Origin of the sequence: Bacillus sp. SIMBA_031 (assembly GCF_046535225.1) — a bacterium.
Taxonomy (GTDB): domain Bacteria; phylum Bacillota; class Bacilli; order Bacillales; family Bacillaceae; genus Bacillus; species Bacillus velezensis.
This window is the reverse complement of sequence record NZ_JAWRXC010000003.1, coordinates 116,952-139,290: the sequence shown is the minus strand read 5'-3', so window position 1 is coordinate 139,290 and position 22,339 is coordinate 116,952. Positions and strand designations below refer to the sequence as shown.

23 protein-coding genes and 1 pseudogene are annotated in these 22,339 nt (G+C 47.2%); 4 read left to right on the top strand and 20 right to left on the bottom strand.

Features of this window, described 5'->3' with window-relative positions; all coding sequences use genetic code 11:
* Positions 1-13 precede the first annotated feature (13 nt).
* The 3 genes from SB724_RS10600 to spoIIR form a co-directional block, all read right to left on the bottom strand.
* Positions 14-1,054 carry an L-threonylcarbamoyladenylate synthase gene (locus SB724_RS10600; protein ID WP_410571055.1) on the bottom strand — a complete coding sequence of 347 codons (1,041 nt, stop codon included), beginning with the start codon at positions 1,052-1,054 and terminating at the stop codon, positions 14-16.
* A gap of 156 nt (positions 1,055-1,210) precedes the next feature.
* On the bottom strand, positions 1,211-1,654 hold the full coding sequence (locus SB724_RS10595; protein WP_410571053.1) for a GNAT family N-acetyltransferase: 444 nt from the start codon (positions 1,652-1,654) through the stop codon (positions 1,211-1,213).
* Positions 1,655-1,724: 70 nt separating this feature from the next.
* On the bottom strand, positions 1,725-2,405 hold the full coding sequence (gene spoIIR / locus SB724_RS10590; protein WP_045209129.1) for a stage II sporulation protein R: 681 nt from the start codon (positions 2,403-2,405) through the stop codon (positions 1,725-1,727).
* Between the two features lie 160 nt (positions 2,406-2,565).
* On the opposite strand from spoIIR, the gene SB724_RS10585 reads away from it, so the two are divergent.
* Positions 2,566-2,940, top strand: a complete 375-nt coding sequence (locus SB724_RS10585; RefSeq protein WP_082998274.1) for a UPF0715 family protein — start codon at positions 2,566-2,568, stop codon at positions 2,938-2,940.
* On the opposite strand, the gene SB724_RS10580 is transcribed toward SB724_RS10585, so the two are convergent.
* The 3 genes from SB724_RS10580 to prfA form a co-directional block, all read right to left on the bottom strand.
* Positions 2,927-3,205: a DUF5316 family protein gene (locus tag SB724_RS10580; protein ID WP_224181265.1), complete on the bottom strand. Its 279-nt coding sequence runs from the start codon at positions 3,203-3,205 to the stop codon at positions 2,927-2,929. The genes SB724_RS10585 and SB724_RS10580 overlap by 14 nt on opposite strands.
* Positions 3,206-3,275: 70 nt before the next feature.
* Positions 3,276-4,136, bottom strand: a complete 861-nt coding sequence (gene prmC / locus SB724_RS10575; protein ID WP_410571050.1) for a peptide chain release factor N(5)-glutamine methyltransferase — start codon at positions 4,134-4,136, stop codon at positions 3,276-3,278.
* A gap of 1 nt (position 4,137) precedes the next feature.
* A complete protein-coding gene (gene prfA / locus SB724_RS10570) occupies positions 4,138-5,208 on the bottom strand; it encodes a peptide chain release factor 1 (RefSeq protein WP_003151139.1) in 1,071 nt (356 codons plus the stop codon).
* Positions 5,209-5,319: 111 nt separating this feature from the next.
* Between prfA and gloA2 the strand changes: the two genes are divergently transcribed.
* Positions 5,320-5,703, top strand: a complete 384-nt coding sequence (gloA2, locus tag SB724_RS10565; RefSeq protein WP_265972730.1) for an SMU1112c/YaeR family gloxylase I-like metalloprotein — start codon at positions 5,320-5,322, stop codon at positions 5,701-5,703.
* 110 nt (positions 5,704-5,813) lie between these two features.
* Complete coding sequence (gene racA, locus SB724_RS10560) at positions 5,814-6,377, top strand: chromosome-anchoring protein RacA (protein ID WP_265972728.1); 564 nt, start codon at positions 5,814-5,816, stop codon at positions 6,375-6,377.
* A gap of 33 nt (positions 6,378-6,410) precedes the next feature.
* Here the strand turns inward: racA and SB724_RS10555 are convergent, their stop codons facing one another.
* The 11 genes and pseudogenes from SB724_RS10555 to spo0F all read right to left on the bottom strand — a co-directional run bounded on the left by SB724_RS10555 (position 6,411) and on the right by spo0F (position 16,882).
* Entirely contained in the window at positions 6,411-7,367 is a 957-nt protein-coding gene (locus tag SB724_RS10555; RefSeq protein WP_007407608.1) for an AEC family transporter, read from the bottom strand.
* 86 nt (positions 7,368-7,453) lie between these two features.
* Positions 7,454-9,151, bottom strand: a complete 1,698-nt coding sequence (malS, locus tag SB724_RS10550; RefSeq protein WP_007407609.1) for an oxaloacetate-decarboxylating malate dehydrogenase — start codon at positions 9,149-9,151, stop codon at positions 7,454-7,456.
* 276 nt (positions 9,152-9,427) lie between these two features.
* Positions 9,428-10,018, bottom strand: coding sequence for a thymidine kinase (locus SB724_RS10545; RefSeq protein ID WP_038464350.1), 591 nt, complete (start codon positions 10,016-10,018; stop codon positions 9,428-9,430).
* Between the two features lie 84 nt (positions 10,019-10,102).
* On the bottom strand, positions 10,103-10,303 hold the full coding sequence (gene rpmE, locus SB724_RS10540) for a 50S ribosomal protein L31 (RefSeq protein ID WP_003151132.1): 201 nt from the start codon (positions 10,301-10,303) through the stop codon (positions 10,103-10,105).
* 121 nt (positions 10,304-10,424) lie between these two features.
* On the bottom strand, positions 10,425-11,711 hold the full coding sequence (gene rho, locus SB724_RS10535) for a transcription termination factor Rho (protein ID WP_003151107.1): 1,287 nt from the start codon (positions 11,709-11,711) through the stop codon (positions 10,425-10,427).
* Positions 11,708-11,917, bottom strand: a pseudogene (locus tag SB724_RS10530) (hypothetical protein). Before SB724_RS10530 ends, rho begins: the two are co-directional and overlap by 4 nt.
* A 201-nt stretch (positions 11,918-12,118) precedes the next feature.
* Complete coding sequence (gene glpX, locus SB724_RS10525) at positions 12,119-13,084, bottom strand: class II fructose-bisphosphatase (RefSeq protein ID WP_003151105.1); 966 nt, start codon at positions 13,082-13,084, stop codon at positions 12,119-12,121.
* A gap of 33 nt (positions 13,085-13,117) precedes the next feature.
* A complete protein-coding gene (locus SB724_RS10520; protein ID WP_007407612.1) occupies positions 13,118-14,407 on the bottom strand; it encodes a UDP-N-acetylglucosamine 1-carboxyvinyltransferase in 1,290 nt (429 codons plus the stop codon).
* Between the two features lie 310 nt (positions 14,408-14,717).
* Complete coding sequence (gene fsa / locus SB724_RS10515; RefSeq protein WP_007407613.1) at positions 14,718-15,356, bottom strand: fructose-6-phosphate aldolase; 639 nt, start codon at positions 15,354-15,356, stop codon at positions 14,718-14,720.
* 118 nt (positions 15,357-15,474) lie between these two features.
* Positions 15,475-16,332 (bottom strand): class II fructose-bisphosphate aldolase, encoded by an 858-nt coding sequence (locus SB724_RS10510; RefSeq protein WP_003151102.1) that lies wholly within the window; start codon positions 16,330-16,332, stop codon positions 15,475-15,477.
* Between the two features lie 175 nt (positions 16,333-16,507).
* Entirely contained in the window at positions 16,508-16,882 is a 375-nt protein-coding gene (gene spo0F, locus SB724_RS10505; RefSeq protein ID WP_012118670.1) for a sporulation initiation phosphotransferase Spo0F, read from the bottom strand.
* A gap of 164 nt (positions 16,883-17,046) precedes the next feature.
* Between spo0F and SB724_RS10500 the strand changes: the two genes are divergently transcribed.
* Positions 17,047-17,568 carry a DUF2529 domain-containing protein gene (locus tag SB724_RS10500; RefSeq protein WP_007614394.1) on the top strand — a complete coding sequence of 174 codons (522 nt, stop codon included), beginning with the start codon at positions 17,047-17,049 and terminating at the stop codon, positions 17,566-17,568.
* Positions 17,569-17,615: 47 nt separating this feature from the next.
* Here the strand turns inward: SB724_RS10500 and pyrG are convergent, their stop codons facing one another.
* From pyrG to SB724_RS10485, 3 genes are all read right to left on the bottom strand, one after another.
* Positions 17,616-19,223: a glutamine hydrolyzing CTP synthase gene (pyrG, locus tag SB724_RS10495; RefSeq protein WP_003151098.1), complete on the bottom strand. Its 1,608-nt coding sequence runs from the start codon at positions 19,221-19,223 to the stop codon at positions 17,616-17,618.
* 240 nt (positions 19,224-19,463) lie between these two features.
* A complete protein-coding gene (gene rpoE, locus SB724_RS10490) occupies positions 19,464-19,991 on the bottom strand; it encodes a DNA-directed RNA polymerase subunit delta (protein WP_410571046.1) in 528 nt (175 codons plus the stop codon).
* A gap of 227 nt (positions 19,992-20,218) precedes the next feature.
* Positions 20,219-22,327, bottom strand: coding sequence for a (Fe-S)-binding protein (locus SB724_RS10485; RefSeq protein ID WP_410571044.1), 2,109 nt, complete (start codon positions 22,325-22,327; stop codon positions 20,219-20,221).
* Between the last annotated feature and the right edge of the window lie 12 nt (positions 22,328-22,339).

Here is a 22,339-nt window from a genome sequence, read left to right as displayed (position 1 = left end):
GGGGTAGAACAAGTTAATGGATAACGGTGCCGCCTGCGGCTTTCATCAGCCTGTTCATAACGGCGAGCCCCACTCCGGTATCCGGAAAGGACTCAGAAATAATCATGTCCACTTCCGCTTCATCAAAGCTGCGGAGCGCATCGTATAAGGCGGATGCCACTGTTTCAAGGTCGGCGCGTCTGCCGCAGACCTTGATATAATCAGCCTGGTAACTATCGGCGTTCTCTTCTGTTGTCAAAATGCCGATTCGTTTTCCCCGGCTTTTATATACGTCTGCCAGTTCTTGAATTCTCCGGGCGCCGCCCTCGGCAATAGCCATCGGCGCAGAAGGCGCGTAATGTGTATATTTCATACCCGGAGAAATAGGAACCTCATCTTCTTCGGTCAGCCCTTTATCCACAAGAACCGGACCGGCGGCGGATTCAATCTGCTCTTTTGTCACGCCGCCCGGACGAAGCAGCACGGGCTGTTTCCCCGTACAGGACAGAACGGTTGATTCCACTCCGATTCCCGTCGCGCCGCCGTCCACAATACCGGCAATGCGGCCGTTTAAATCATGAGCTACATGCTCGGCCTTCGTCGGGCTCGGTTTTCCTGATAAATTGGCGCTCGGCGCGGCGATCGGCAGTCCGGCCGAGCTGATGAGGGCTAATGCTGCCGGATGATCAGGCATTCTGACCGCTACCGTCTCAAGTCCCGCGGTGACACGGGGTGACAGCACACCGGGCTTACACGGCAGGACAAGGGTCAGCGCCCCCGGCCAGAATAGCTTCATAAGCTTTTTCGCCGTCTCAGGAATATGGCTGATAAAACGATCAAGCTGGCTGATATGGGATATATGCACAATCAGCGGATTATCGCTCGGCCTTCCTTTCGCCTCATATATTTTCGTTACGGCTTCCGTATTTTCAGCGTTAGCGCCCAGTCCGTAAACGGTTTCTGTCGGAAAAGCCACAACCTCATTCTGCCGGAGCAATTCCGCGGCTTGTGTAATCTGGGGATCGGTTGTGGATAATTCTGCGGAACAATCCACAAACCATCTTCTTGTTTTCATGTATAACCAAACTCCTTATTTTAAAGCGGTAAAACTTTATTTTCTCTCGTGTATTCCTTTTGAAAGTATAAAAGATGTCCTTTAATAAAACAAGTGTTATCCACAAACTGTGGACAACACTTTTTAATAAGTGGATAACCTTGTGTATAAGTTAGATTAGGCAGAGGTTTTCACCATTAAAAACGAACCTTCTGTGCATAACGAGTTGCGGAAATGTTCGGACGTATACAGTTCATCAGGCGCATCGGCGCACGCTTCAAATCCCATCACATTCAGAAACTCAGCAGATGAGGGCTGATTGGCGACTAAGTAGACATCTTGAACCTCATGTTTTTTGCACAGCACATCCATACTTTGAAACAGTGTAACGATATGGCTTTGATTCAGCCTGTCCGACATGACGAGTGAACGGAGAAGCCCTTTTCCGCCGCTGAATTTTTCGATCCCGAGACAGGCGGCAATCTTTTTTTCGCTGTCTTCCAGCACGATAAAACGGCTGATCTGCTGATCGATTTCCGCATGTGCTGTATCAGCCTTTTTCAAAAAGGCCTCCAGCGCCTCCGTATCTTGATCTCTTGCCACTCTCAGCTGATAAAACATATATTTCCCTCCGTTTCGATCAACTCTTTCTTCCAATCTATGAATCGAATCCGGATTTATGCCTTTTGCTTCAGGAAAATAGATCTGAAATCCAATCGACGAGGAAAAACTTCACTTCTGTATCATCGTCATCTTTATTTTCTTTCTTCGCTTTATCAGCCTTTGCTTTTACGTCATCCAGCACTTTTTTAGTCTGTTTCTGCGTTTCTTCCTGCTTCTGTCCGCCGTCTTCCTGATCTTTCACCGCTTCGCCGTTTGAGAAATCAAGGAAGCACAGCGGCGGAAACAAGACGCACCACCAGTTGGCGCCCTCGCCATTGCCGAGTGTAATTAAAATCGCTTCATATTTTCCGGCCGGATAGACCATATTGCCGTACAGCTTTGTCGGAAACGAGATTTTATTGAATTGAACTGAAACGGATTGATGCGCACCCTTTTCTTTCATCGTTTGTTTGGCGATTTCTTTAATTTCAGGAAGCTTCGAACGAATGAGCCGCCGCGCTTCTTCAATGGAAGTGATATCTTTCACCCAGTCCGTGATTTGCTTGTTTACAGCATCTCTGATCTGGCGCTTGAGCTTTTGATCCTCATCGTTATCACTGTTGGCCAAAATCCTGAGCCGGATCGCTTCATCCGGTATGACAACGGGCTCATTGGCTGATGCCCGCGCCGTTTCTTCTTTTGTCAAACCCGCAAGCGCTCCTGATAATAAAAGAAAAATATATATGCAGATCATCATGGTCTGTTTCATCGGTCCCCACCGTTCCTCTCCGTGCTTTTTTTATCTAGTCCCATTATGGACATGACGGAAAAGGTTTAAACCGGCGGGAAGAAAAAAATCTAGCAAGCTGATAATCTGCATTGACAGATTCAAAATATGGTACGATATTATTTTGATAGGAGGTTTTCAGATGAAATATAATTACACCGTGCTGCTGTCGGCGGCATGTATGTCTGTCATTTATTCTATTTTGTATGTTCATCAATTCATTATCGCGGCTTTCATTTCGATGGCGTTTTATTTTTTGTTTCCTTATTTGATTTTTGCGCTGCCGCTTCAATACTTTCTGAATAAAAAGCCGAAGAGATTTCATCCGCTGTATCTTCTTTATTATTTAGGGGTGTCATTCATTGCAAACGGGATCATCTTCGGTCTTTTGCAGCCGTCAGGCCAATCTCTGTTTTCTAATTCAGCCTTTTATATCTTTGCGGTTTTAACAGCCGTCGTCTATTGGGTATGGGATTCCGTATTGCTGCAAAGACAAAATCAGGCTACAGAAGCGTAATCAGCAGACAGCCGGCTGAAGGGAGAGCGGCGCAAAAGAAAACGGCGGCCATCTTTAAACGGGCGTGCCGTCCTTCTTCTGTTTCAGAATGATAATTGGCCCGCTGCTCCGCTCCGCTTACGGCCAACCCGGAAACGATGATCGCTGTGACGATAAGAACAGCCGTAACGGCGCCGAAAATGATGGCAAAGCCAAACGGCAGAACAAACCCCGCCGCATAAGCTGCGGCGGCGAGTATACATCCGAAGGCGAACGCTTTTTTCAAGGCGGATGCCCCTTTCATTTTCTTTCCATTGTAACAAAAGCCCGCCGTGTGCGTCACCGGCGGGCTTTTTTCATGATGTGATGACCGCGGATACGGTTCTGTCTTTTCCGTTGATGTCCTGTACGACTTCCACTTCCGCATTCGGAAAGGAATGACGGAACAGGTCTTTCACGGCTTTCCCCTGATTATATCCGATTTCAAAGACGACAAGCGCTCTATCTTTCATGACAAGAGGCAGCTCCTCCATAAACCGCTTGTAGAATTTCAAACCGTCACCGCCGTCCGTAAGTGCATGAAGCGGCTCATGGAAACGGACGATATCCGACAAATCCGCCATTTCTTCTTCAGAAATATACGGCGGATTGGAAACAATAATATCCGCTTTTTTCCCTGATGAAATAAAAGGAGTTAACAGATCTCCCTGCAAAAAGCACACGTCCGCTCCGAGGTTTTGCGCATTTCTTTCCGCCACCTGCAGCGCTTCTTTTGAAATATCCGAAGCCGATACTGAAAAATGTCCGCATTCAAGGGCGAGCGTCACCGCAATGGCTCCGCTCCCCGTACCGATATCAATGACGTTCAGGCGTTCTGCCCCGGAAAATACCCGCTTCTGTCTGTCCAGCAGATGAAAGACGACTTCTTCCGTTTCCGGACGCGGAATGAGAACATCGTCATTCACAAAAAATTCCCTGCCGTAAAACTGTTCTTTCCCGATAATATATTGAATCGGAATACCTTCTTTATGCATCTCCACGTGCCGTCTGAATCGGTAAAGCTCGTCCTCGCCGACGGGCTCCTGCAGACTTGCGAGAAGTTTGCTCCGATCCATTCCGGTATCATTTAACAACAGCAGCTCGGCCGCGTTTTTTTCTCTTCCCGCTTCGGTTAAATAAGAAGAAGCCCAGCTTAGGGCTTCAAAAACGGTCTTCATCTTAGTTTTCCGCCTGCTGGAGCTTGCTTGACTGGTCTTCTACGATTAACGCTTCAACCACTTCATCAAGCTTGCCTTCCAGGATTTGATCCAGCTTTTGAATCGTCAGGCCGATGCGGTGATCCGTCACACGGTTTTGCGGGAAATTGTATGTGCGGATACGCTCGGAACGGTCGCCTGAACCGACGGCTGATTTACGAGTCTGATCATATTCAGCCTGAGCTTCCTGCTGGAATTTGTCATAGATTCTGGCGCGGAGCACCTTCATCGCTTTTTCTTTGTTTTTAATCTGGGATTTTTCATCCTGACAGGATACGACGACACCGGTCGGTAAATGCGTCAGGCGTACGGCCGACATCGTCGTGTTTACGCTTTGTCCGCCCGGTCCGCTTGATGCGAATGTATCGACGCGGATGTCTTTTTCGTGGATGTCCACTTCTACTTCTTCCGCTTCAGGAAGACACGCCACCGTCGCCGTGGATGTATGAATACGGCCGCCTGATTCCGTTTCCGGAACACGCTGTACGCGGTGCGCGCCATTTTCATACTTCAGCTTGGAGTATGCGCCTTTTCCCGTAATCATAAAGATGATTTCTTTATAACCGCCCGTTCCGGTCACGTTTGCTTCCATGACTTCAGTCTTCCAGCCTTGGATTTCGGCGTAACGGGAGTACATTCTGTAGAGATTTCCCGCAAACAGCGCGGCTTCTTCTCCTCCCGCTGCTCCGCGGATCTCCATGATTACGTTTTTGTCATCGTTCGGGTCTTTCGGGATGAGGAGCACTTTCAAACGCTCTGATAAGGTTTCCGTCTCTCCCTGCAGTTCGGAGATTTCTTCCTTCACCATTTCTCTCATATCGGCATCAAGCTTTTCCTCAAGCATCGCTTTCGCATCGGCAAGCTGTTCTGATGCGTCTCTGTATTGTCTATAGACTTCAACGGTTTCTTGTATATCAGATTGCTCTTTCGAATATTCTCTAAGCTTTTTCGGATCGTTGACCACTTCCGGATCACTTAAAAGCTCATTTAATTTTTCGTATCGTTGTTCAATTGACTGTAAACGGTCTAACACGGTCTTCACCTCTGTTTTCCTGTGCGTAACATTCTCATTATAGTATAGGGCTTATCGCCAGTCAAAAGCAATTCGCCTCTGTTATACTGAAGCAAAAAAGGAGGGGCGGATATGCTGAAATCCATCCACCATATAGCAATCATATGCTCTGATTATGAAAAGTCGAAAGCTTTTTACACCGAGATTCTCGGTTTCGGCATTATAAAAGAAACATACCGAAAGGATCGCGGGTCTTATAAACTAGATCTGGCGCTGGACGGCGCGTACGCGATTGAATTGTTTTCCTTTCCCGATCCGCCCGAACGGCCGACCAGACCGGAAGCCGCGGGTCTCCGGCATCTCGCTTTCACCGTAAACGATCTTGAAGCAGCCGTCAGGGACTTAAAGGAAAAGGGCGTCGGCACAGAACCGATCAGAACCGATCCGCTGACGGGGAAACGGTTTACCTTTTTCTTCGATCCCGACAAGCTTCCGCTTGAATTGTATGAAGCGTAACGTTTTTTGAAGAAATGCCGCTTTCTTTGGCGAATTCCTACTTGTTTTGTCTAACATGAAGGGAACGCCGCCTCATGGTCGAATACCTAGCAAAAAGGAGGTATGTGATCATGAATACAAACATGGCCGCGAAAGAGCTCGGTGTCTCCGCAAAAACGGTGCAAAGGTGGGTCAAGCAGCTGAATCTTCCGGCTGAACGGAATGAGCTCGGACATTATTCCTTTACACCTGAGGATCTTGATGTGCTGAAATCGGTCAAACGGCAAATTTCTGAAGGCACTGCCCTTCTGGACGTTCAAGTGCCCCGGCAGCCGAAAAAACGGACGGGCTTCATTTTGCATCGTCCGAAAATCAATGGCGGCGCTGAACAAAGATTGGCAGATCTGGAGCGCAAACTGGACATTCTCACGAAAGAGAAACAAGGTGAGAACCATCTGCTTTCAAGGATAGAGGAGCTTGAACGCCAGCTGAAACAAAAGGCGGATGAAGGGGTGTCTTATCAGCTTCTTCAGCACAGGCGGGAAATTGACGACCTCAATACCGAATTGCAGACATTGGCCTCCCGCATCCAGGAACTTTCCCAGACAGCCCCCCTCTCAGAAACAGCCGCTTCTTCAGAACATAAGAAACCCAGAAAAAAAACGAGATTTTCGCCTTTTAAATTTCAATTCTAATCAAAAAAGCTCCCTGAAACAGGGAGCTTTTCATTATGCAGTCAGCGCAATGATGATCGGCAGTGAGATGAGAGATAAAATCGCACTGATCACGAACGCGGACGCAGTTTCTTCCTCTTGTTTTTCGAAACGTGTGGCAATCATCGCCGCTACCGCAGATCCAGGGAATGCAACGAGCAATACCGCTTTAGTGATCTGGTCAGCCGGAAGTCCGACTGCAAGAGCGATCAAGTACATCAGCGCAGGCTGAACGGCAACTTTTAACAAAGCGATACCGAAAGCCGGCAGACTGAGCTTAATGTTGCGGATACCGACAGTTACACCGACGGCGAAGAGCGCAACACCTGATGTTGTGCTTCCGAGCTGATCAAGCATTTTTTCTCCCAAGCCAGGGAGTGTTACACCGCAGAGTACCAGAATGATACTGATAAGCGGTGCAGCCGCAAGCGGTTCGGAAAGACCGTGAAGAATAGACTTACCAGTCATTTTCCAGAAGTTCTCGTTTTCAGTGTCTTTTTTCTTAGATGACTCACCGACAGTAGCGATAATGATCGCAAGCGGGTCAAGGATGGCGTTAACCACGATACCCGTAACGGCGATAGGAATCGCCACTTCGCTTGCTCCGAATAAGCTTCCCAGTACGGGAATACCCATAAAAGCAAATGTCGGCTGTGCAGAGTTTAAAGAAAATACAGATGAATTCGTTAAATCATACTTGAAGATAAATTTGCAAACCAACAGAATGACGATAAAGAATCCGACAATCCCAATGATCAAAGCGACCATCAAAGGAACCTGTGATAAAAACGCACTTCTTGAAGTGGTTAAAATACTTGCGATAAAATGCGCCGGAAGCGCGTACTTCGTAACTAAGGTGCTTACCCCTTTTGCTGACTTCGCGTCATAACTTCCGAAGCGACCTGCGAACCATCCCAGCACGATCACGAAAAAGATCGGCGCCAGGAGGATTAAAATATCTAAGAAGCTCAAAATATTCTCCTCCAAATCCTTAATGTCCGTATACTTTAGCCTTTACATAAAAGCTTTCCCTCGGACTGTAAAATTAATCGTAAAAATTATTTAGCGACAACTTGCTTATATTGCGGTTTCCACATTGCATCAAGAACGGCTTGTTCTACATTTTCAGGAATGCGGTTTGCCACGCCTTCTTTAATGGCAGTTTCCGCTACGGCGATCGCAACTTTAATTGAAACTTCTTGTAAGTCGCTCATGCTCGGCAGAAGGCCTGCACCCGGTGTTTCAAAATCAACGCTTTCTGCGATTGCGTCAGCAGTTGCCGCAAACATTGCAGGAGTAATCACTTTTGCTTCTACAACGATTGAACCGAGACCAAGTCCAGGGAACGCGAATGCGTTGTTAGATTGTCCGATTTCATGAGAAACGCCATTGTACTCTACATTGTCAAACGGGCTTCCTGTCGCCACAAGCACTTTGCCGTCAGTCCATTTGAAAAGATCGCTAGGAACGGCTTCAGCAAGCGGTGTCGGGTTAGACATCGGCATGATGACCGGACGCTCAACGTGTTTTGCCATTTCTTTGACGATTTCTTCACTGAACGCGCCGCTTTGGCCTGATGTACCGATTAAGATTGTCGGTTTCGCTTGACGGATCACTTCAATGAAAGGAATTTGTCCGTTTTCATCGCGTTTCCAATCTTTAATTTCTTCAGCTGTGCGCAAGTACGGCTCTTGGAAATCAAGAATGTTTTCCATACCTTCAATTAACAAGCCTCTGTAGTCCATTGTGTAGAACGCTTTGTTGGCTTCTTCTTCAGAAAGACCGGCAAGTACCATAGTGTCGCGGATTTGGTCAGCGATTCCGATTCCGGCAGATCCCGCACCGAAGACAACCACACGCTGGTCTTTAATAGACGCGCCTGTTTTCTTCATAGCCGCAAGCACACCTGCAAGCGTAATCGCGCCTGTTCCTTGAATGTCATCGTTGAATGTAAGAATTTCATGGTTGTATTTCTTCATGATATTGCGCGCGTTTTTGTTTCCAAGGTCTTCCCAGTGAAGAAGAGCTTTAGGGAAATATTTAAGCGCAGCTTTTACATAAGCGTCAACGAAAGCTTCGTAACGTTCGCCTTGGATACGTTCATGGCGGTTACCGATGTATAAAGGATCGTTCAGAAGTTTTTCATTGTTCGTACCGACGTCAAGAACGACAGGAATAACGCGGCTTGGGTCAATACCGGCAGCAGCTGTGTATACCGCTAATTTACCGATGGCGATGTTGATACCGCCGACACCCCAGTCACCGATTCCGAGGATGCTTTCTGAGTCTGTCGCAACGATCAGATCAATATCTCCGGCAGTGGCATGAAGGTTTTCAAATGCCTCTTCGATTCCTTCCACGTTGTCGATAGAAAGGTAAATCCCTTGAGGTCTTCTGTACTCATGGCTGTATTCTTGAATCGCTTCACCGACAGTCGGTGTGTAAACAACCGGCAGCATTTCACGAAGATGGTTTTGAAGCAATTTAAAGAAAAGAACTTCGTTACGGTTTTGCAAATCGTTCAAATACACGTTTTGGCGAAGGCGGTCCGGCTGAGCTTGAAACTGCTCGTATGCGCGTTTTGCCTGCTCATCAAGAGACAGAATTGTCGGAGGAAGCAGCCCGTCTAATCCAAGGCTTTTTCTTTCTTCTGCTGAAAACGCAACACCTTTATTTAAAGTAGGGATAGATAGAACTTCTTTTCCTCTTAAAGTAGTTTCTAAGTTGCCTTCCTTCGTTACTTTAATATTATTCAAGAAAATCTCCTTCTTTCTTCAAATAGTTAACAAAGTTAAGTAATTACCCATTTTGGCTAGTGTGATCGCGATCTGCTATATCTTTTTTTGACAATTATTCGAACAATGTCTCATAACTATTTACATTACTTAGTCATTTTATGCCTGTAAAAATGAAAATTCAAGAGATGAAAATTACTTAATTTTTTCATACTCTTTTTTAAGTTATTTAACTACAATTTTTGAAAAAACGTTAAAAAAACACCGGATTTTTTACCGATGTTTTCATGAAAAGGGTTATTTATCAGTCTGTTTTTTCGGCACTTCGTGATGATGCCTGCATCTCGCTTCGTATGACTCCGACGCGCCGACTAAAATGACCGGATCATCATAGGAAGCGGGCTTCCCGTCAATCAAACGCTGCGTACGGCTTGCCGGCGACCCGCAAACGGAGCAGACCGCCTGCAGCTTCGTCACCGATTCGGCAACCGCCATCAGATTCGGCACCACCCCGAACGGCTCTCCCCGGAAATCCATATCAAGTCCGGCCGCAATGACACGATAGCCTTTATCCGCAAGCGAGGATAAGTCGCCGATGATCGATTCGCCGAAAAACTGCACTTCATCTACCGCGATGACGTCCGTGCTTTCACTGATATGATCCCATATTTCAGCCGAAGACGAGATGACGTGGCTTGTCATGGATGTGCCGTTGTGAGAAACGACGGCCTCCTCACTGTAGCGATTATCAATAGCAGGTTTGAACACCTTAACCTCCTGCTTCGCATATGTCGCTCTTTTCACTCTGCGGATCAGCTCTTCTGATTTCCCAGAGAACATGCTGCCGCATATCAGCTCAAGCCATCCGCTTTGCTTCATTATGTACATAGGCTATCCGCTCCCCTTTTTTTCCTGTTTATGGACATAAAAAACAGGCAAGAAGCAATTCTTGCCTGCCTGTAAAATCTATTATTACTTAAGACCGTATTTTTTGTTAAAGCGATCAACACGACCATCAGCAGAAGCGAATTTTTGACGTCCAGTGTAGAATGGGTGGCATTCAGAGCAAATCTCAACGCGTACCTCTTCTTTTACTGAGCCTGTTTCAAATTCATTTCCGCAAGCGCATTTAACTGTTGCTTTTTTGAAATTAGGATGAATTCCTGCTTTCATTGTATCCATCTCCTTCCGCCCTGAATCCCGTGTGGAAACAGAGTTATTATTCCGGAGTAATCCGGAACGCATATGAGAGAATTATATCAGTCATTTACTGCATTTGCAAATACATTTTTTATCAGCGGCGGGCTGATGATGAAAGGTTTGCCTGCTTCCATTCTTGGTTGATCAAATCGAAGAATTCCTGATTCGTTTTTGTTTTTTTCATTTTTCTCATAAACTTCTCTGCGAAGTCCGGAGAATCAGACATCGATTTGCGGATCGCCCATAGACGGTCAAGATGCTCTTTCGGCACGAGCAGCTCTTCCTTCCGGGTGCCGGAGCGGCGGATATCGATCGCCGGGAAAATCCGTCTTTCCGCAAGAGAACGGTCAAGGTGAAGCTCCATGTTGCCCGTTCCTTTAAACTCTTCATAGATGACGTCATCCATCCGGGAGCCCGTGTCTACGAGCGCCGTCGCCAAAATGGTCAGGCTGCCGCCCTCTTCAATGTTTCGCGCGGCACCGAAAAAGCGCTTCGGACGATGGAATGCAGCCGGGTCAATCCCGCCGGAAAGCGTACGTCCGCTTGGCGGGATAACGAGGTTGTAGGCCCGTGCCAGGCGGGTAATGCTGTCCATCAGAATGATAACGTCTTTTTTGTGTTCAACGAGACGCATCGCCCGTTCAAGCACAAGCTCCGCTACCTTAATGTGATTTTCCGGCACTTCATCGAACGTCGAGCTGACGACATCGCCCGCTACGGAACGTTCAATATCCGTTACTTCTTCCGGTCTTTCATCAATTAAGAGAACGATCAATTCAGCGTCAGGCTGATTTGTCGTAATGCTGTTAGCGATTTCTTTCAACAGCATGGTTTTACCGGCTTTCGGCGGCGCCACGATCAGACCGCGCTGGCCGAAACCGACGGGAGCCATCATATCGAGAATTCTTGTTGAGAGATAATTCGGTTTCGTCTCAAGCACCATTTGGCGGTCCGGATAAAGCGGAGTCAGTGCAGGAAAATGAACGCGCTCTTTCGCAGATTCCGGATCGTCTCCATTTACCGCTTCAACGTGCAAAAGTCCGTAATAGCGTTCGTTTTCTTTCGGCGGACGCACCTTGCCGGATACTTTGTCACCGTTTCTTAAATCAAAGCGGCGGATCTGGGAAGCAGAAATGTAGATGTCTTCTGAGCTCGGCGAGTAATTAATCGGTCTGAGGAAGCCGAATCCTTCCGATTGGATGATTTCGAGCACGCCTTCCATAAACAGAAGATCCTCCTGCTCGGCGTTGGCTTTCAGAATGGCAAAGATTAATTCTTTTTTAGTCAGTTTGCTGTAGTAGGAGATTTTATAATGTCTTGCCAGTTCATATAGTTCTTTTAATTTCATATTTTCCAAAGAGGAAATAGATACGTCTTTCATAAAAACACCACGCTTTTCATAGTCAATGTATTGCTGTTTTCATTCAAATCGGCTGCTTCGCATGATTCCGCCAAAGCACATTCTTTTATAAAACGTTAAGGAACTTCTATCGGTAACACTTCCACCCATGATCGGCGCTTTTTTTAAAAAAGGAATGTCTTAATGAGTTTTGAAGGAAGCGAGGACAAAAACTTGAGAAGATCAATATTTATATCGTCTGTATGCGGTAGAATTTGAAAATTTCCCAGTACTCAAAAGAAGGAATGACACAGAAAAATCGCAGCACTCTTTATTTTTACCTCATTTCAAAAAATTATTCAACTTAAATAATGCTTTGACATATAAATGATAGGGTTGACTCTTTATTGCAAAAGAAAAGCGGGACTTTCCGTCCCGCTTTTCTCTATTTATGGCCGGATCACAAGATTTGGTTTTTTCTTCAGGCTGTGTCTTCCGTCAACGAATCGGACCGTTCCTGATTTCGCACGGATGACCAGACTTTCAGTCGTACCGACGGAGCCTTTGAACTGAACGCCTTTCAGCAGCTCTCCGTCCGTGACGCCCGTTGCGGCAAAAATGGCGTCATCCCCTCTCACAAGGTCCTCCATCCGGAGCACTTTGGATACATCAAGGCCCATTCGCTCACAGCGGGCCTGCTCTTCCGCACTTTGCGGCAGGAGCCTGCCGATGATTTCGCCGCCGAGCGCTTTTAACGCAACGGCAGACAGCACGCCTTCAGGAGCCCCGCCTGAACCGAAGAGAATGTCTACTCCCGTATGGTCAAAGGCCGTATTGATGGCGCCCGCGACATCACCGTCGTTGATCAGTTTGATTCTGGCGCCCGCCTCACGCAATTCAGAGATGATTTTTTCATGTCTGTCACGATTTAAAATGGTTGCCACGACATCTTCAATGTCTTTGTTTTTCGCTTTCGCAACGGCTTTTAAGTTATCAATGACAGGCGCTTCGATATCGATGCAGCCTACCGCTTCAGGACCGACCGCGATTTTTTCCATATACATATCCGGGGCGTTCAGCAATGTTCCATGGTCGGCGACCGCGATCACCGTCAGCGCATTCCAGCCGCCGCTCGCTACGATGTTTGTGCCTTCAAGAGGATCGACGGCGACATCGACGCGCGGGCCGTATCCGTTTCCGAGCTTTTCGCCGATGTAAAGCATCGGCGCTTCATCCATCTCGCCTTCCCCGATCACGACCGTGCCTTTCATCGGCACCGTATCAAATACGTCACGCATTGCGCTTGTCGCCGCATCATCAGCTTCATCTTTTTTCCCGCGGCCCATCCATCTGGCAGATGCTAAAGCCGCCGCTTCAGTGACTCGAACCAATTCCATCGATAAGCTTCTTTCCATTTCAACACGATCTCCTCTCAAAAGTCCGCATTTCTATGAATTTTGGAGCTGTTCTATCTCTTCGTCCGTCAGTCTTTGCCGCCAGATTGTGGCGCCCAGACCTTCAAGTTTTTTCTCAAGATTGCTGTAGCCGCGGTCTAAATGCTCGAGACCGGTAATTTCGGTTACGCCGTCAGCCATGAGCCCGGCGACGACCAGACAAGCGCCTGCACGCAGATCGCTCGCCTTTACTTTTGCGCCCTGAAGCTCGGCCGGACCTGTGATAATGGCCGACCTGCCTTCCACTTTCATGTTGGCCCCCATCCGTCTCAGCTCATCTATATGTTTAAATCGGGCCGAGTAGATGGTGTCGGTTACGACGCTCGTGCCGCTGGCTCTCGTTAACAGAGATGTCATCGGCTGCTGAAGATCAGTCGGGAATCCCGGGTAAACAAGCGTTTTTACGTCGACCGGTTTTATCTGCTTCTGCCCGCCGAGCATAAGAAGCTGATCGTCACTCGTCTCAATGTGAAAACCCATTTCCCTGAGCTTCGCCGTTAAAGACTCCAGGTGAGTCGGTATGACATTATCAATAATGACTTCTTTCCCCATCGCGGCGCCGGCGATCATAAAGGTGCCCGCCTCAATTCTGTCCGGAATGATCGTATGCCTGCATCCGTGCAGCTCTTTTACGCCGTCGATTCTGATTACATTGGTTCCCGCGCCTTTGATCTTTGCGCCCATGCTGGTGAGCAATGTGGCAACATCAATAATCTCAGGTTCCTTGGCGGCGTTTTCTATCACGGTTTTACCTTCAGCCAGTACAGCGGCAAGCATGATATTGATCGTCGCTCCGACGCTGACGACATCTAAATAAATCCGTGCGCCTCTCAGCCTTTCGGCGCGCAGATAAATCGCGCCTTGTTCATTGGTGACTTCCGCCCCAAGCGCTTCAAATCCTTTGATGTGCTGGTCAATCGGCCGCGGCCCGAGATGGCATCCGCCCGGCAGTCCGATGACCGCCTGTTTGAAGCGGCCCAGCATCGCGCCCATTAAGTAATAGGAAGCGCGGAGTTTTTTCACTTTGCCGTTGGGAAGCGGCATGCTGATCATCGGGGAAGGGTCGACGACCATTTCTCCTTTTTCAAAATGGACGTTTCCGCCGATTTCTTTCAGCAGGTCACGCAGCGTTTCAATATCTGAGATCTCCGGAAGCCCTTCGATCGTTACTTCGGAATTTGCCAGAATGGTTGCGGGTATCAATGCGACGGCGCTGTTTTTCGCACCGCTGATATGTACGGTTCCGTTTAACGGATCGCCGCCGGCAATATTCAACTTTTCCATGATAGTCTCCTTCCATAAGAAGATAGCTGCGGAGCGTAAATAAAATGGCATTTTATTCTGTCTCTGCAAATAAAGCTCTTGTCCAAAATGTAGCCAATTCGAAGAGAAAGAATACAAGGACATTATAAAATAACAGGAAGAAAATAGCGAAGCTTTGCGGGGCATTTTTAACACAGGATGCACAGAGGCCCGCCGGGTTCACATTCCGGGGGAAACACACTCTTCACTTTAATACTGAAGGCCCGCTGCCAAACAGGAAAACATAAGGGTGCGGCAAACGGATGCAACCGGTTTGCCGCCCTATTTATCTTTATTTATTCCAGTCTGCCAAGAATTGCTCGATGCCTTTATCCGTTAACGGATGTTTCGCCAGCTGGTGAATGACTTTCAGCGGCATCGTACCGATATGCGCACCGCGTAAAGCGGCTTCAGTCACGTGCTGCGCATGACGGATGGAAGCTGCGATGATTTGTGTATCAATATCATGAATGTCAAAAATCTGTCTTATTTCTGAAATCAGTTCAAGACCGTTATGGCCGATGTCATCCAGACGGCCTAAGAACGGAGATACATAAGTCGCTCCGGCTCTTGCCGCCAAAAGCGCCTGGTTGGCGCTGAAGATGAGCGTTACGTTTGTTTTAATGTTCAGGTCGCTCAGCGCTTTTACGGCTTTTAACCCTTCAGACGTCATCGGGATTTTCACCGTGATATTCGGTGCGATTTTCGCAAGTTCTTTACCTTCTTCAATCATCTCTTCAGCATTCAGGGAAATGACTTCCGCGCTTACTGATCCGCTCACGACTTCCGTAATCTCACGAAGTCTGTCATGGAAAGACACGTCAGCTTCTTTCGCCACTAAACTAGGGTTTGTCGTAACTCCGGCAAGAACGCCAAGTTCATAAGCTTCTTTAATCTCGTCAATGTTTGCTGTATCAATGAAAAATAACATAAGGAAAGCCTCCCCAGTAATAAATTTTCAGAACTGTAAAACATGATTGCGCTTTCTAAAGGTAAGACATAAAACCGCCTGTCAATGCTGTCAGGCGGTTTATGGATGTTACATTGGATTAAGCTTGGTTTGAAGAACCGAACTCACGCATTTTGCCGATAACCGTTTCTTTGATCGCTTCACGAGCAGGTCCAAGATATTTACGAGGATCGTATTCGTTCGGCTTAGCTGCCAATGTTTCGCGGACAGCTTTTGCAGAAGAAATTTGGTTTTCAGTGTTTACGTTGATTTTAGCCGTACCAAGTGAGATTGATTTTTTAATGTCGGCAGTCGGAATTCCTGTACCGCCGTGAAGTACTAACGGAAGGCCGGTTGATTTGCCGATATCTTCCATTTCTTTGAAACCGAGGTTCGGTTCGCCTTTGTAAGGGCCGTGAACAGAACCCAGTGCAGGTGCAAGGCAGTCGATGCCAGTGCGCTCTACAAGTTCTTGACACTCTTTAGGGTCAGCATAGATTACGCCTTCAGCGATCACGTCATCTTCCTGTCCGCCTACAGTTCCAAGCTCAGCTTCAACTGAAACGCCGTGGAAATGAGCAAGCTCAACCACTTTAGCTGTAGTTGCTACGTTTTCCTCAAACGGGTGGTGAGATGCGTCGATCATTACAGAAGTGAAACCTGCATGAATCGCTTTCGCACAAGATTCAAAGCTTGAACCGTGGTCTAAGTGAATGGCGACAGGAACTGTCACTTTGTATTCTTCCATAAGAGCTTTAACCATGGCAACCACTGTTTTGAAGCCGCCCATGTAGCGTCCCGCGCCTTCTGAAACACCAAGAATAACCGGGGATTTTTCCTCTTCTGCTGCTTGTAAAATAGCTTGAGTGAACTCAAGGTTATTTAAGTTAAATTGTCCAACAGCATATCCTTTTTCTTTAGCTGTATTCAACATTTCCGTCATTGAAACTAAAGGCATGTCGAAAGTCCTCCTTATGTAGCCTGATTTGCTTCTTCTCGAAAAAAGCTTTCCACCTATAGCATGACCATAAAAACCTGTCATATGTAAAACAACAGATCGCTTTTTCTCCATCTCTAGGATACCAACTTTTCGACAAATCGGCAACACAATGACATAATTGTTTCTAATTTTATTAATTCGATTTTAGAGGTAAATATTTTTTCACCGCGTCTCTGATCTCATCAATGTCAAAAGGTTTCGCAAAATGGGTCAGCGCTCCGAGCTCTTTTGATTCCTTAATCATATCGAGTTCTCCGTAAGCGGTCATGATAATGACGCGGATGGATTCGTCAATCATCTTCATGCGCTTGAGAATTTCGATTCCGTCCATGCCGGGGATTTTCATATCTAAAAGCACGAGATCGGGCCGTTCTTTCGTTACGATGTCCAGCGCCTGTATGCCGTTGGCGGCCTGAAACGTCTGGTACCCTTCTTTATGAAACACTTCATTGAGCAATATGCGTATACCGTATTGGTCATCTACGATTAAAATCTTTTCATTCATCATTTTACACCCCAATATTATCATTTTCGTCAAAAGGAAGCAGTTGTTTATGTATTCTGTTTGATTTTCACATTTCCTTTAATTATAATAGTCTACTTTCCGACATTTTCTGAGCATTTTCTCTTTTGTTGTATACTGTTCTTGTATGTGTAAAGGAGGTTTCACTCATGTTAAAGATATTTACGACACAGCTTGCAGGCATTTTTTCCCGCATTCAGGATAAGGAATCCGAAGCAATAGAAGACGGCGCGCGCCTGCTGGCGCAGGCAGCCGTCAGCGGTCATACCATTTATTTATACGGCGCAAATGAGATGCAGGGCATTTTGTGCGAGGCGGAACTCGGCTCAGAACCGATGCCTTCCGTCAAAGCGTTTCCGGATACAGCTGATTCGATTACAGAAAGCGACAGGGTGCTGATGTTTTGTTCAGGTCCGGGCACGGCTGAAGAACAGGCGCTGGCTCAAAAGCTTTATGAAAAAGGGATCGGCCTCGTTGGCGTATCTCCTGTCATCAAAGATCAAACCGGGATTGAGGCATTTTGTGATGTTCATATTGACAGCAAATTAAAAATGCCGCTTCTGCCTGATGAAGACGGGACAAGATACGGCTTTCCTTCATTAATGACAGGCCTGTATGTCTATCACGCACTGTCCTTTACGTTAAAGGAAATGATGCAGGAATATGCCTGATGCAGAAAAAAGACTTGCCGCTTTTAAAGGAGGCAAGTCTTTTTTTATTACTTCTGTTCTGCAGCTTGTACGGAAGCGCCGATAAAGTCTTTGAATAAAGGCTGAGGTCTTGTCGGTCTTGATTTGAACTCAGGGTGGAACTGGCAAGCGACATACCAAGGATGGTCTTTCAGCTCGATGATTTCCACAAGACGGCCGTCAGGGCTTGTTCCTGAGAACACAAAACCGTTCTCTTCCATTTGCTGTCTGTATTCGTTGTTGAATTCATAACGGTGGCGGTGGCGTTCGTATACCACTTCATCCGCATACGCTTCGAAGGCTTTCGTGTCTTCCTGAAGCTTACAAGGGTACAGTCCGAGACGAAGCGTTCCTCCAAGATCCTCGACATCTTTTTGTTCCGGCAGAAGGTCGATGATCGGATAAGGAGTGGACGGATCGATCTCCGCAGAGTGAGCCCCTTCCAGACCTAATACGTTTCGCGCATATTCAATGGATGCAATCTGCATACCGAGGCAGATGCCGAAGAACGGAATTTTATTCTCACGCGCATACTTGGCGGCGATGATTTTCCCTTCTACGCCGCGGTCTCCGAAACCGCCGGGCACGATGATTCCGTCTGTGCCGCCAGTCAGCTCTTGAATATTGCTTTCTGTCACTTCTTCGGCGTTAATCCATTTGATCTTCACATCAGCGTCAAACGCATAGCCGGCGTGGCGCAGTGATTCAACGACTGAAATGTAAGCGTCCTGAAGCTCGACGTATTTACCGACGAGGCTGATTGTAATGGTTTTAGACAAGTTTTTCACTTTCGTGACAAGGTCTTTCCATTCCGTCATATCCGGGTCTTTGCATTCTAATTTCATATGATCGCAGACAAGCTTATCGAGTCCCTGCTCCTGAAGGTTAAGCGGGATGGAGTAAAGGTTGTCCGCATCTTCGCACTCGATGACCGCTTTCGTGTCAATATCGCAGAAGAGCGCGATTTTATCTTTCATATCTTGAGAAATCGGCATTTCCGTGCGCACGACGATGATATTAGGCTGAATACCGAGGCTTCTCAGCTCTTTTACGCTGTGCTGCGTCGGCTTTGTTTTCAGCTCGCCCGCCGCTTTGATGTACGGAACAAGCGTACAGTGAATGTACATCACGTTTTCATGGCCGATGTCGCTTTTCATTTGACGGATGGCTTCAAGGAACGGAAGGGATTCGATGTCTCCCACTGTTCCGCCGATCTCAGTAATGACTACATCTGCGTTTGTTTCTTTGCCTGCACGGTACACGCGGTCTTTCAGTTCATTTGTGATATGCGGAATGACCTGAACCGTTCCGCCGAGGTAGTCCCCGCGGCGCTCTTTTTTCAATACGGCGGAATAGATTTTACCGGTCGTCACGTTGCTGAATCTGTTCAGATTAATGTCAATGAAACGCTCATAATGCCCTAAGTCAAGGTCAGTCTCAGCGCCGTCATCGGTAACGAATACCTCACCGTGCTGGTACGGGCTCATCGTTCCCGGGTCAACGTTGATATAAGGGTCAAATTTTTGGATAGTGACGCTCATGCCTCTGTTTTTCAAAAGGCGGCCAAGTGACGCAGCCACAATTCCTTTTCCGAGTGATGATACAACTCCCCCGGTTACAAAAATATATTTCGTCATTTCGTTTGCTCCTCTCTTCGGTCTGCGCTACATTCCTTAAAATGTGCCGTTTTATAGAAAATCATTTCACTAAAAACAAATGATGTGTAAAAGAATTTGGGAGATGAAAATAAGAAAGCTCCCTTTCAATTTCTTGAAAGGGAGCGTAGCACTCTTATGAATTCTCTTCTTTTTGAAGAGCCCAAAATACATACTACATAGTTCGACAATGAAAGTCAAGATCGTTTTGCTGATATAAAATCAGTCTTTGCGACCCTCTTCCTCATCATCATCATCTTCCTCATCTTCTTCAATCATCTCGTCTTCGATCTCAAGCTCGTCGTCATCTTCTTCATCGATATCTTCGTCGTCAAAGCTGTCTGCTTCAAGGTCAATATCTTCTTCTATTTCATCGAGATCGATGTCATCTTCGTCAACTTCCTCGAATTCATCAAGGTCGAGATCTTCCTCAACGACTTTTTTCGCTTTTTTCTTTTTCGCTTTTACAGTCGGCTGTGTTTCTTCGTCCAGCTGATCGTACGGATACCAGCTGCGAAGCCCCCACGTCTGGTCTGACAGAGCAATAAAGCGGCCGTCAATGTTCAGGTCTGTATAAAATTGGGCGATACGGTCGCCCAGTTCCTCTTTCGTAACACCGAGCAAGGAGATCATTTCATTCAGCAGCTCCTGGAACGGAACCGGTTTTTTATGTTCTGAGAAAATTTCGTGAGCGATTTCAACTAAAGCCATCTGCTTCAGCTGTTCCTGAGAATATTGTTTGATACTCAAGGTCGGACACTCCCTTTCTATTACTTATATGTATCTGTTTCTATCCTATAATAAGAACGAATTTGTATTGTTTTGTTCATAAACCATACCTCTCATTATAAACAAATTAAAACAGAATATGCTACCCTTAACAGCGTAATTTAAGAAATTTTAGAGCCGTCCCTTCATAAATCGGCTGATGTGCGAAAACAAAGCCGCCGGCATATGCGCCGGCGGCCCGCTTCTTTCTATAAAGACTCTTGTTTTTCGGCGCCGAATACAGACATGGCGAGCAATTCACTGACATCATAAGTGCCGACCGCGTCTTCGGCTTCTTTCGCTTTCGTACCGTCACCGAGCATGGTCAGACAGTAAGGACATCCGGAGCTGATGACCGTCGGACTGACAGAAAGCGCCTGCTCAGTCCGGGCCGTGTTGATTCTCGCTCCCGTTTCTTCTTCCATCCACATGAGCCCTCCCCCGGCGCCGCAGCACATCCCGTTTTCGCGGCTGCGCTCCATTTCCTTCAATTGAACGCCCGGAATGGCTTTTAAGATCGCTCTCGGCGGCTCATACACTTCATTGTATCTTCCTAAATAGCACGAGTCATGGAAGGTAATCGTTTCATTCACCGGGTGATGCGGTTTTAGTTTTCCCTGTGACACAAGCTCGGCTAATAATTCAGTATGATGATAGACTTCGGCTCGGAATCCGAAATCAGGATATTCATTTTTGAACATATTATAGGCGTGCGGATCAATCGTGACGATTTTTTTGATCCCGTGTTTTTCAAATTCGCCGATGTTGTGTTCCGCCAGCTCTTGGAACAGAAACTCGTTGCCCAAACGGCGCGGCGTATCGCCTGAGTTTTTTTCCTTATTGCCGAGAATCGCAAAGGATACGCCCGCTTCATTGAGCAGCTTTGCAAATGAGACGGCAATCTTTTGGCTCCTGTTGTCGTAGGAACCCATCGAGCCGACCCAAAACAAATAGTCGAACTCTTTGTCTTGTTTTTTCATTTCTTTCACTGTCGGAATCTCTGTATCAGCCTGCTCCCGCCAGTTCTCCCGCTCTTTCCGGTTTAAGCCCCACGGGTTTCCCTGTCTTTCAATGCTTGTCATGGCCCGCTGCGCGTCGCTGTCCATCTTCCCTTCCGTAAGCACAAGATAGCGGCGCAGATCGATAATTTTATCAACGTGTTCATTCATGACCGGACATTGATCTTCACAGTTGCGGCAAGTGGTGCATGCCCAAATCTCCTCTTCCGTGATGACCTCGCCGATTAAGCTCGGGTTGTAATCAATGGCTGCCGCCGCTTCACGCGATCCTCCCCCTGAGGAAGCCGCGGCGAGCTGATTCGCCTTCGTGTGCTGAAAAACGGGCGCGGGCACCCACGGAGATTTTGACGTCACGGCAGCGCCTTTCTCCGTCAAATGGTCTCTGAGCTTTAAAATGAGGTCCATCGGCGAGAGCATCTTGCCCGTACCGGAGGCCGGACACATATTTGTACAGCGGCCGCATTCGACGCAGGCGTAAAGGTCGACAAGCTGAGAGCGGCGGAAGTCTTCAATCTTTCCGACGCCGTAGCTTTCTTTCGTCTCATCGGTGAAATCGATTTTTTCCAGCTTTCCTTTTGAATCCAGCCTGCTGAGGAACACATTCGCCGGACCCGCAATTAAGTGCGCATGCTTTGATTGCGGCACGTACACTAAAAAGCTGAGCAAAAACAACAGATGAAGCCACCATGAAACATAAAACACGCCGGCGGCCGCCGGCGCTGAAAGACCGCCGAGCACAAACGCAATAGAGGAAGCGATCGGCTCCGTCCAAGACAGAGAATGATCGTGCCATAAAAGGTTCATGGCGTTCCCGAGAAGCACCGTCACCATCAGTCCGCCGATAAACAGCAGGACAAGCCCCGCTTTAAACCCGCGTTTCAGTCTGACGAGCTTTTCAATGTAGCGCCGGTAAAACGCCCAGACTACGGCGATTAAAATCAGAAACGTAACGATTTCCTGAAAAAAGGTAAACGCCGGATAAAGCGGACCGAACGGCAGATGGCGGTCCGGAAGCAGCCCTTTCAGAATAAAATCAATTGCGCCGAACTGAACGAGTATAAAACCGTAAAAAAACAGAACGTGGATGATGCCGCTCTTTTTATCTTTCAGCAGTTTTTTCTGTCCGAACACATTCACCCATATCTTCTGAAGACGTTCTTTCAGGCGTTTATCAAATTCTTCCCTTTGGCCGAGCTTAATATAAGCGATCCTCGTTCTGATCAGGTAAACGAATAAATAAAAGGCGTAAGCGGTTACAGCTGAAAACAGCAGCGCGTTTACCATGAGAAATGCGTTCATCTTGTCTCCCCC

Excerpts from the sequence above, each read along its gene's own strand:
- SB724_RS10520 (WP_007407612.1), bottom strand. The coding sequence starts at position 14,407 with ATGGAAAAGTTGAATATTGCCGGCGGCGATCCGTTAAACGGAACCGTA.
- spoIIR (WP_045209129.1), bottom strand. The coding sequence starts at position 2,405 with ATGAAACAGACCATGATGATCTGCATATATATTTTTCTTTTATTATCA.
- racA (WP_265972728.1), top strand. The coding sequence starts at position 5,814 with ATGAATACAAACATGGCCGCGAAAGAGCTCGGTGTCTCCGCAAAAACG.
- SB724_RS10485 (WP_410571044.1), bottom strand. The coding sequence starts at position 22,327 with ATGAACGCATTTCTCATGGTAAACGCGCTGCTGTTTTCAGCTGTAACC.
- SB724_RS10510 (WP_003151102.1), bottom strand. The coding sequence starts at position 16,332 with ATGCCTTTAGTTTCAATGACGGAAATGTTGAATACAGCTAAAGAAAAA.
- SB724_RS10600 (WP_410571055.1), bottom strand. The coding sequence starts at position 1,054 with ATGAAAACAAGAAGATGGTTTGTGGATTGTTCCGCAGAATTATCCACA.
- SB724_RS10545 (WP_038464350.1), bottom strand. The coding sequence starts at position 10,018 with ATGTACATAATGAAGCAAAGCGGATGGCTTGAGCTGATATGCGGCAGC.
- glpX (WP_003151105.1), bottom strand. The coding sequence starts at position 13,084 with ATGGAAAGAAGCTTATCGATGGAATTGGTTCGAGTCACTGAAGCGGCG.
- SB724_RS10595 (WP_410571053.1), bottom strand. The coding sequence starts at position 1,654 with ATGTTTTATCAGCTGAGAGTGGCAAGAGATCAAGATACGGAGGCGCTG.
- gloA2 (WP_265972730.1), top strand. The coding sequence starts at position 5,320 with ATGCTGAAATCCATCCACCATATAGCAATCATATGCTCTGATTATGAA.
- SB724_RS10500 (WP_007614394.1), top strand. The coding sequence starts at position 17,047 with ATGTTAAAGATATTTACGACACAGCTTGCAGGCATTTTTTCCCGCATT.
- SB724_RS10585 (WP_082998274.1), top strand. The coding sequence starts at position 2,566 with ATGAAATATAATTACACCGTGCTGCTGTCGGCGGCATGTATGTCTGTC.
- spo0F (WP_012118670.1), bottom strand. The coding sequence starts at position 16,882 with ATGATGAATGAAAAGATTTTAATCGTAGATGACCAATACGGTATACGC.
- pyrG (WP_003151098.1), bottom strand. The coding sequence starts at position 19,223 with ATGACGAAATATATTTTTGTAACCGGGGGAGTTGTATCATCACTCGGA.
- rpmE (WP_003151132.1), bottom strand. The coding sequence starts at position 10,303 with ATGAAAGCAGGAATTCATCCTAATTTCAAAAAAGCAACAGTTAAATGC.
- rho (WP_003151107.1), bottom strand. The coding sequence starts at position 11,711 with ATGAAAGACGTATCTATTTCCTCTTTGGAAAATATGAAATTAAAAGAA.
- prmC (WP_410571050.1), bottom strand. The coding sequence starts at position 4,136 with ATGAAGACCGTTTTTGAAGCCCTAAGCTGGGCTTCTTCTTATTTAACC.
- fsa (WP_007407613.1), bottom strand. The coding sequence starts at position 15,356 with ATGTTATTTTTCATTGATACAGCAAACATTGACGAGATTAAAGAAGCT.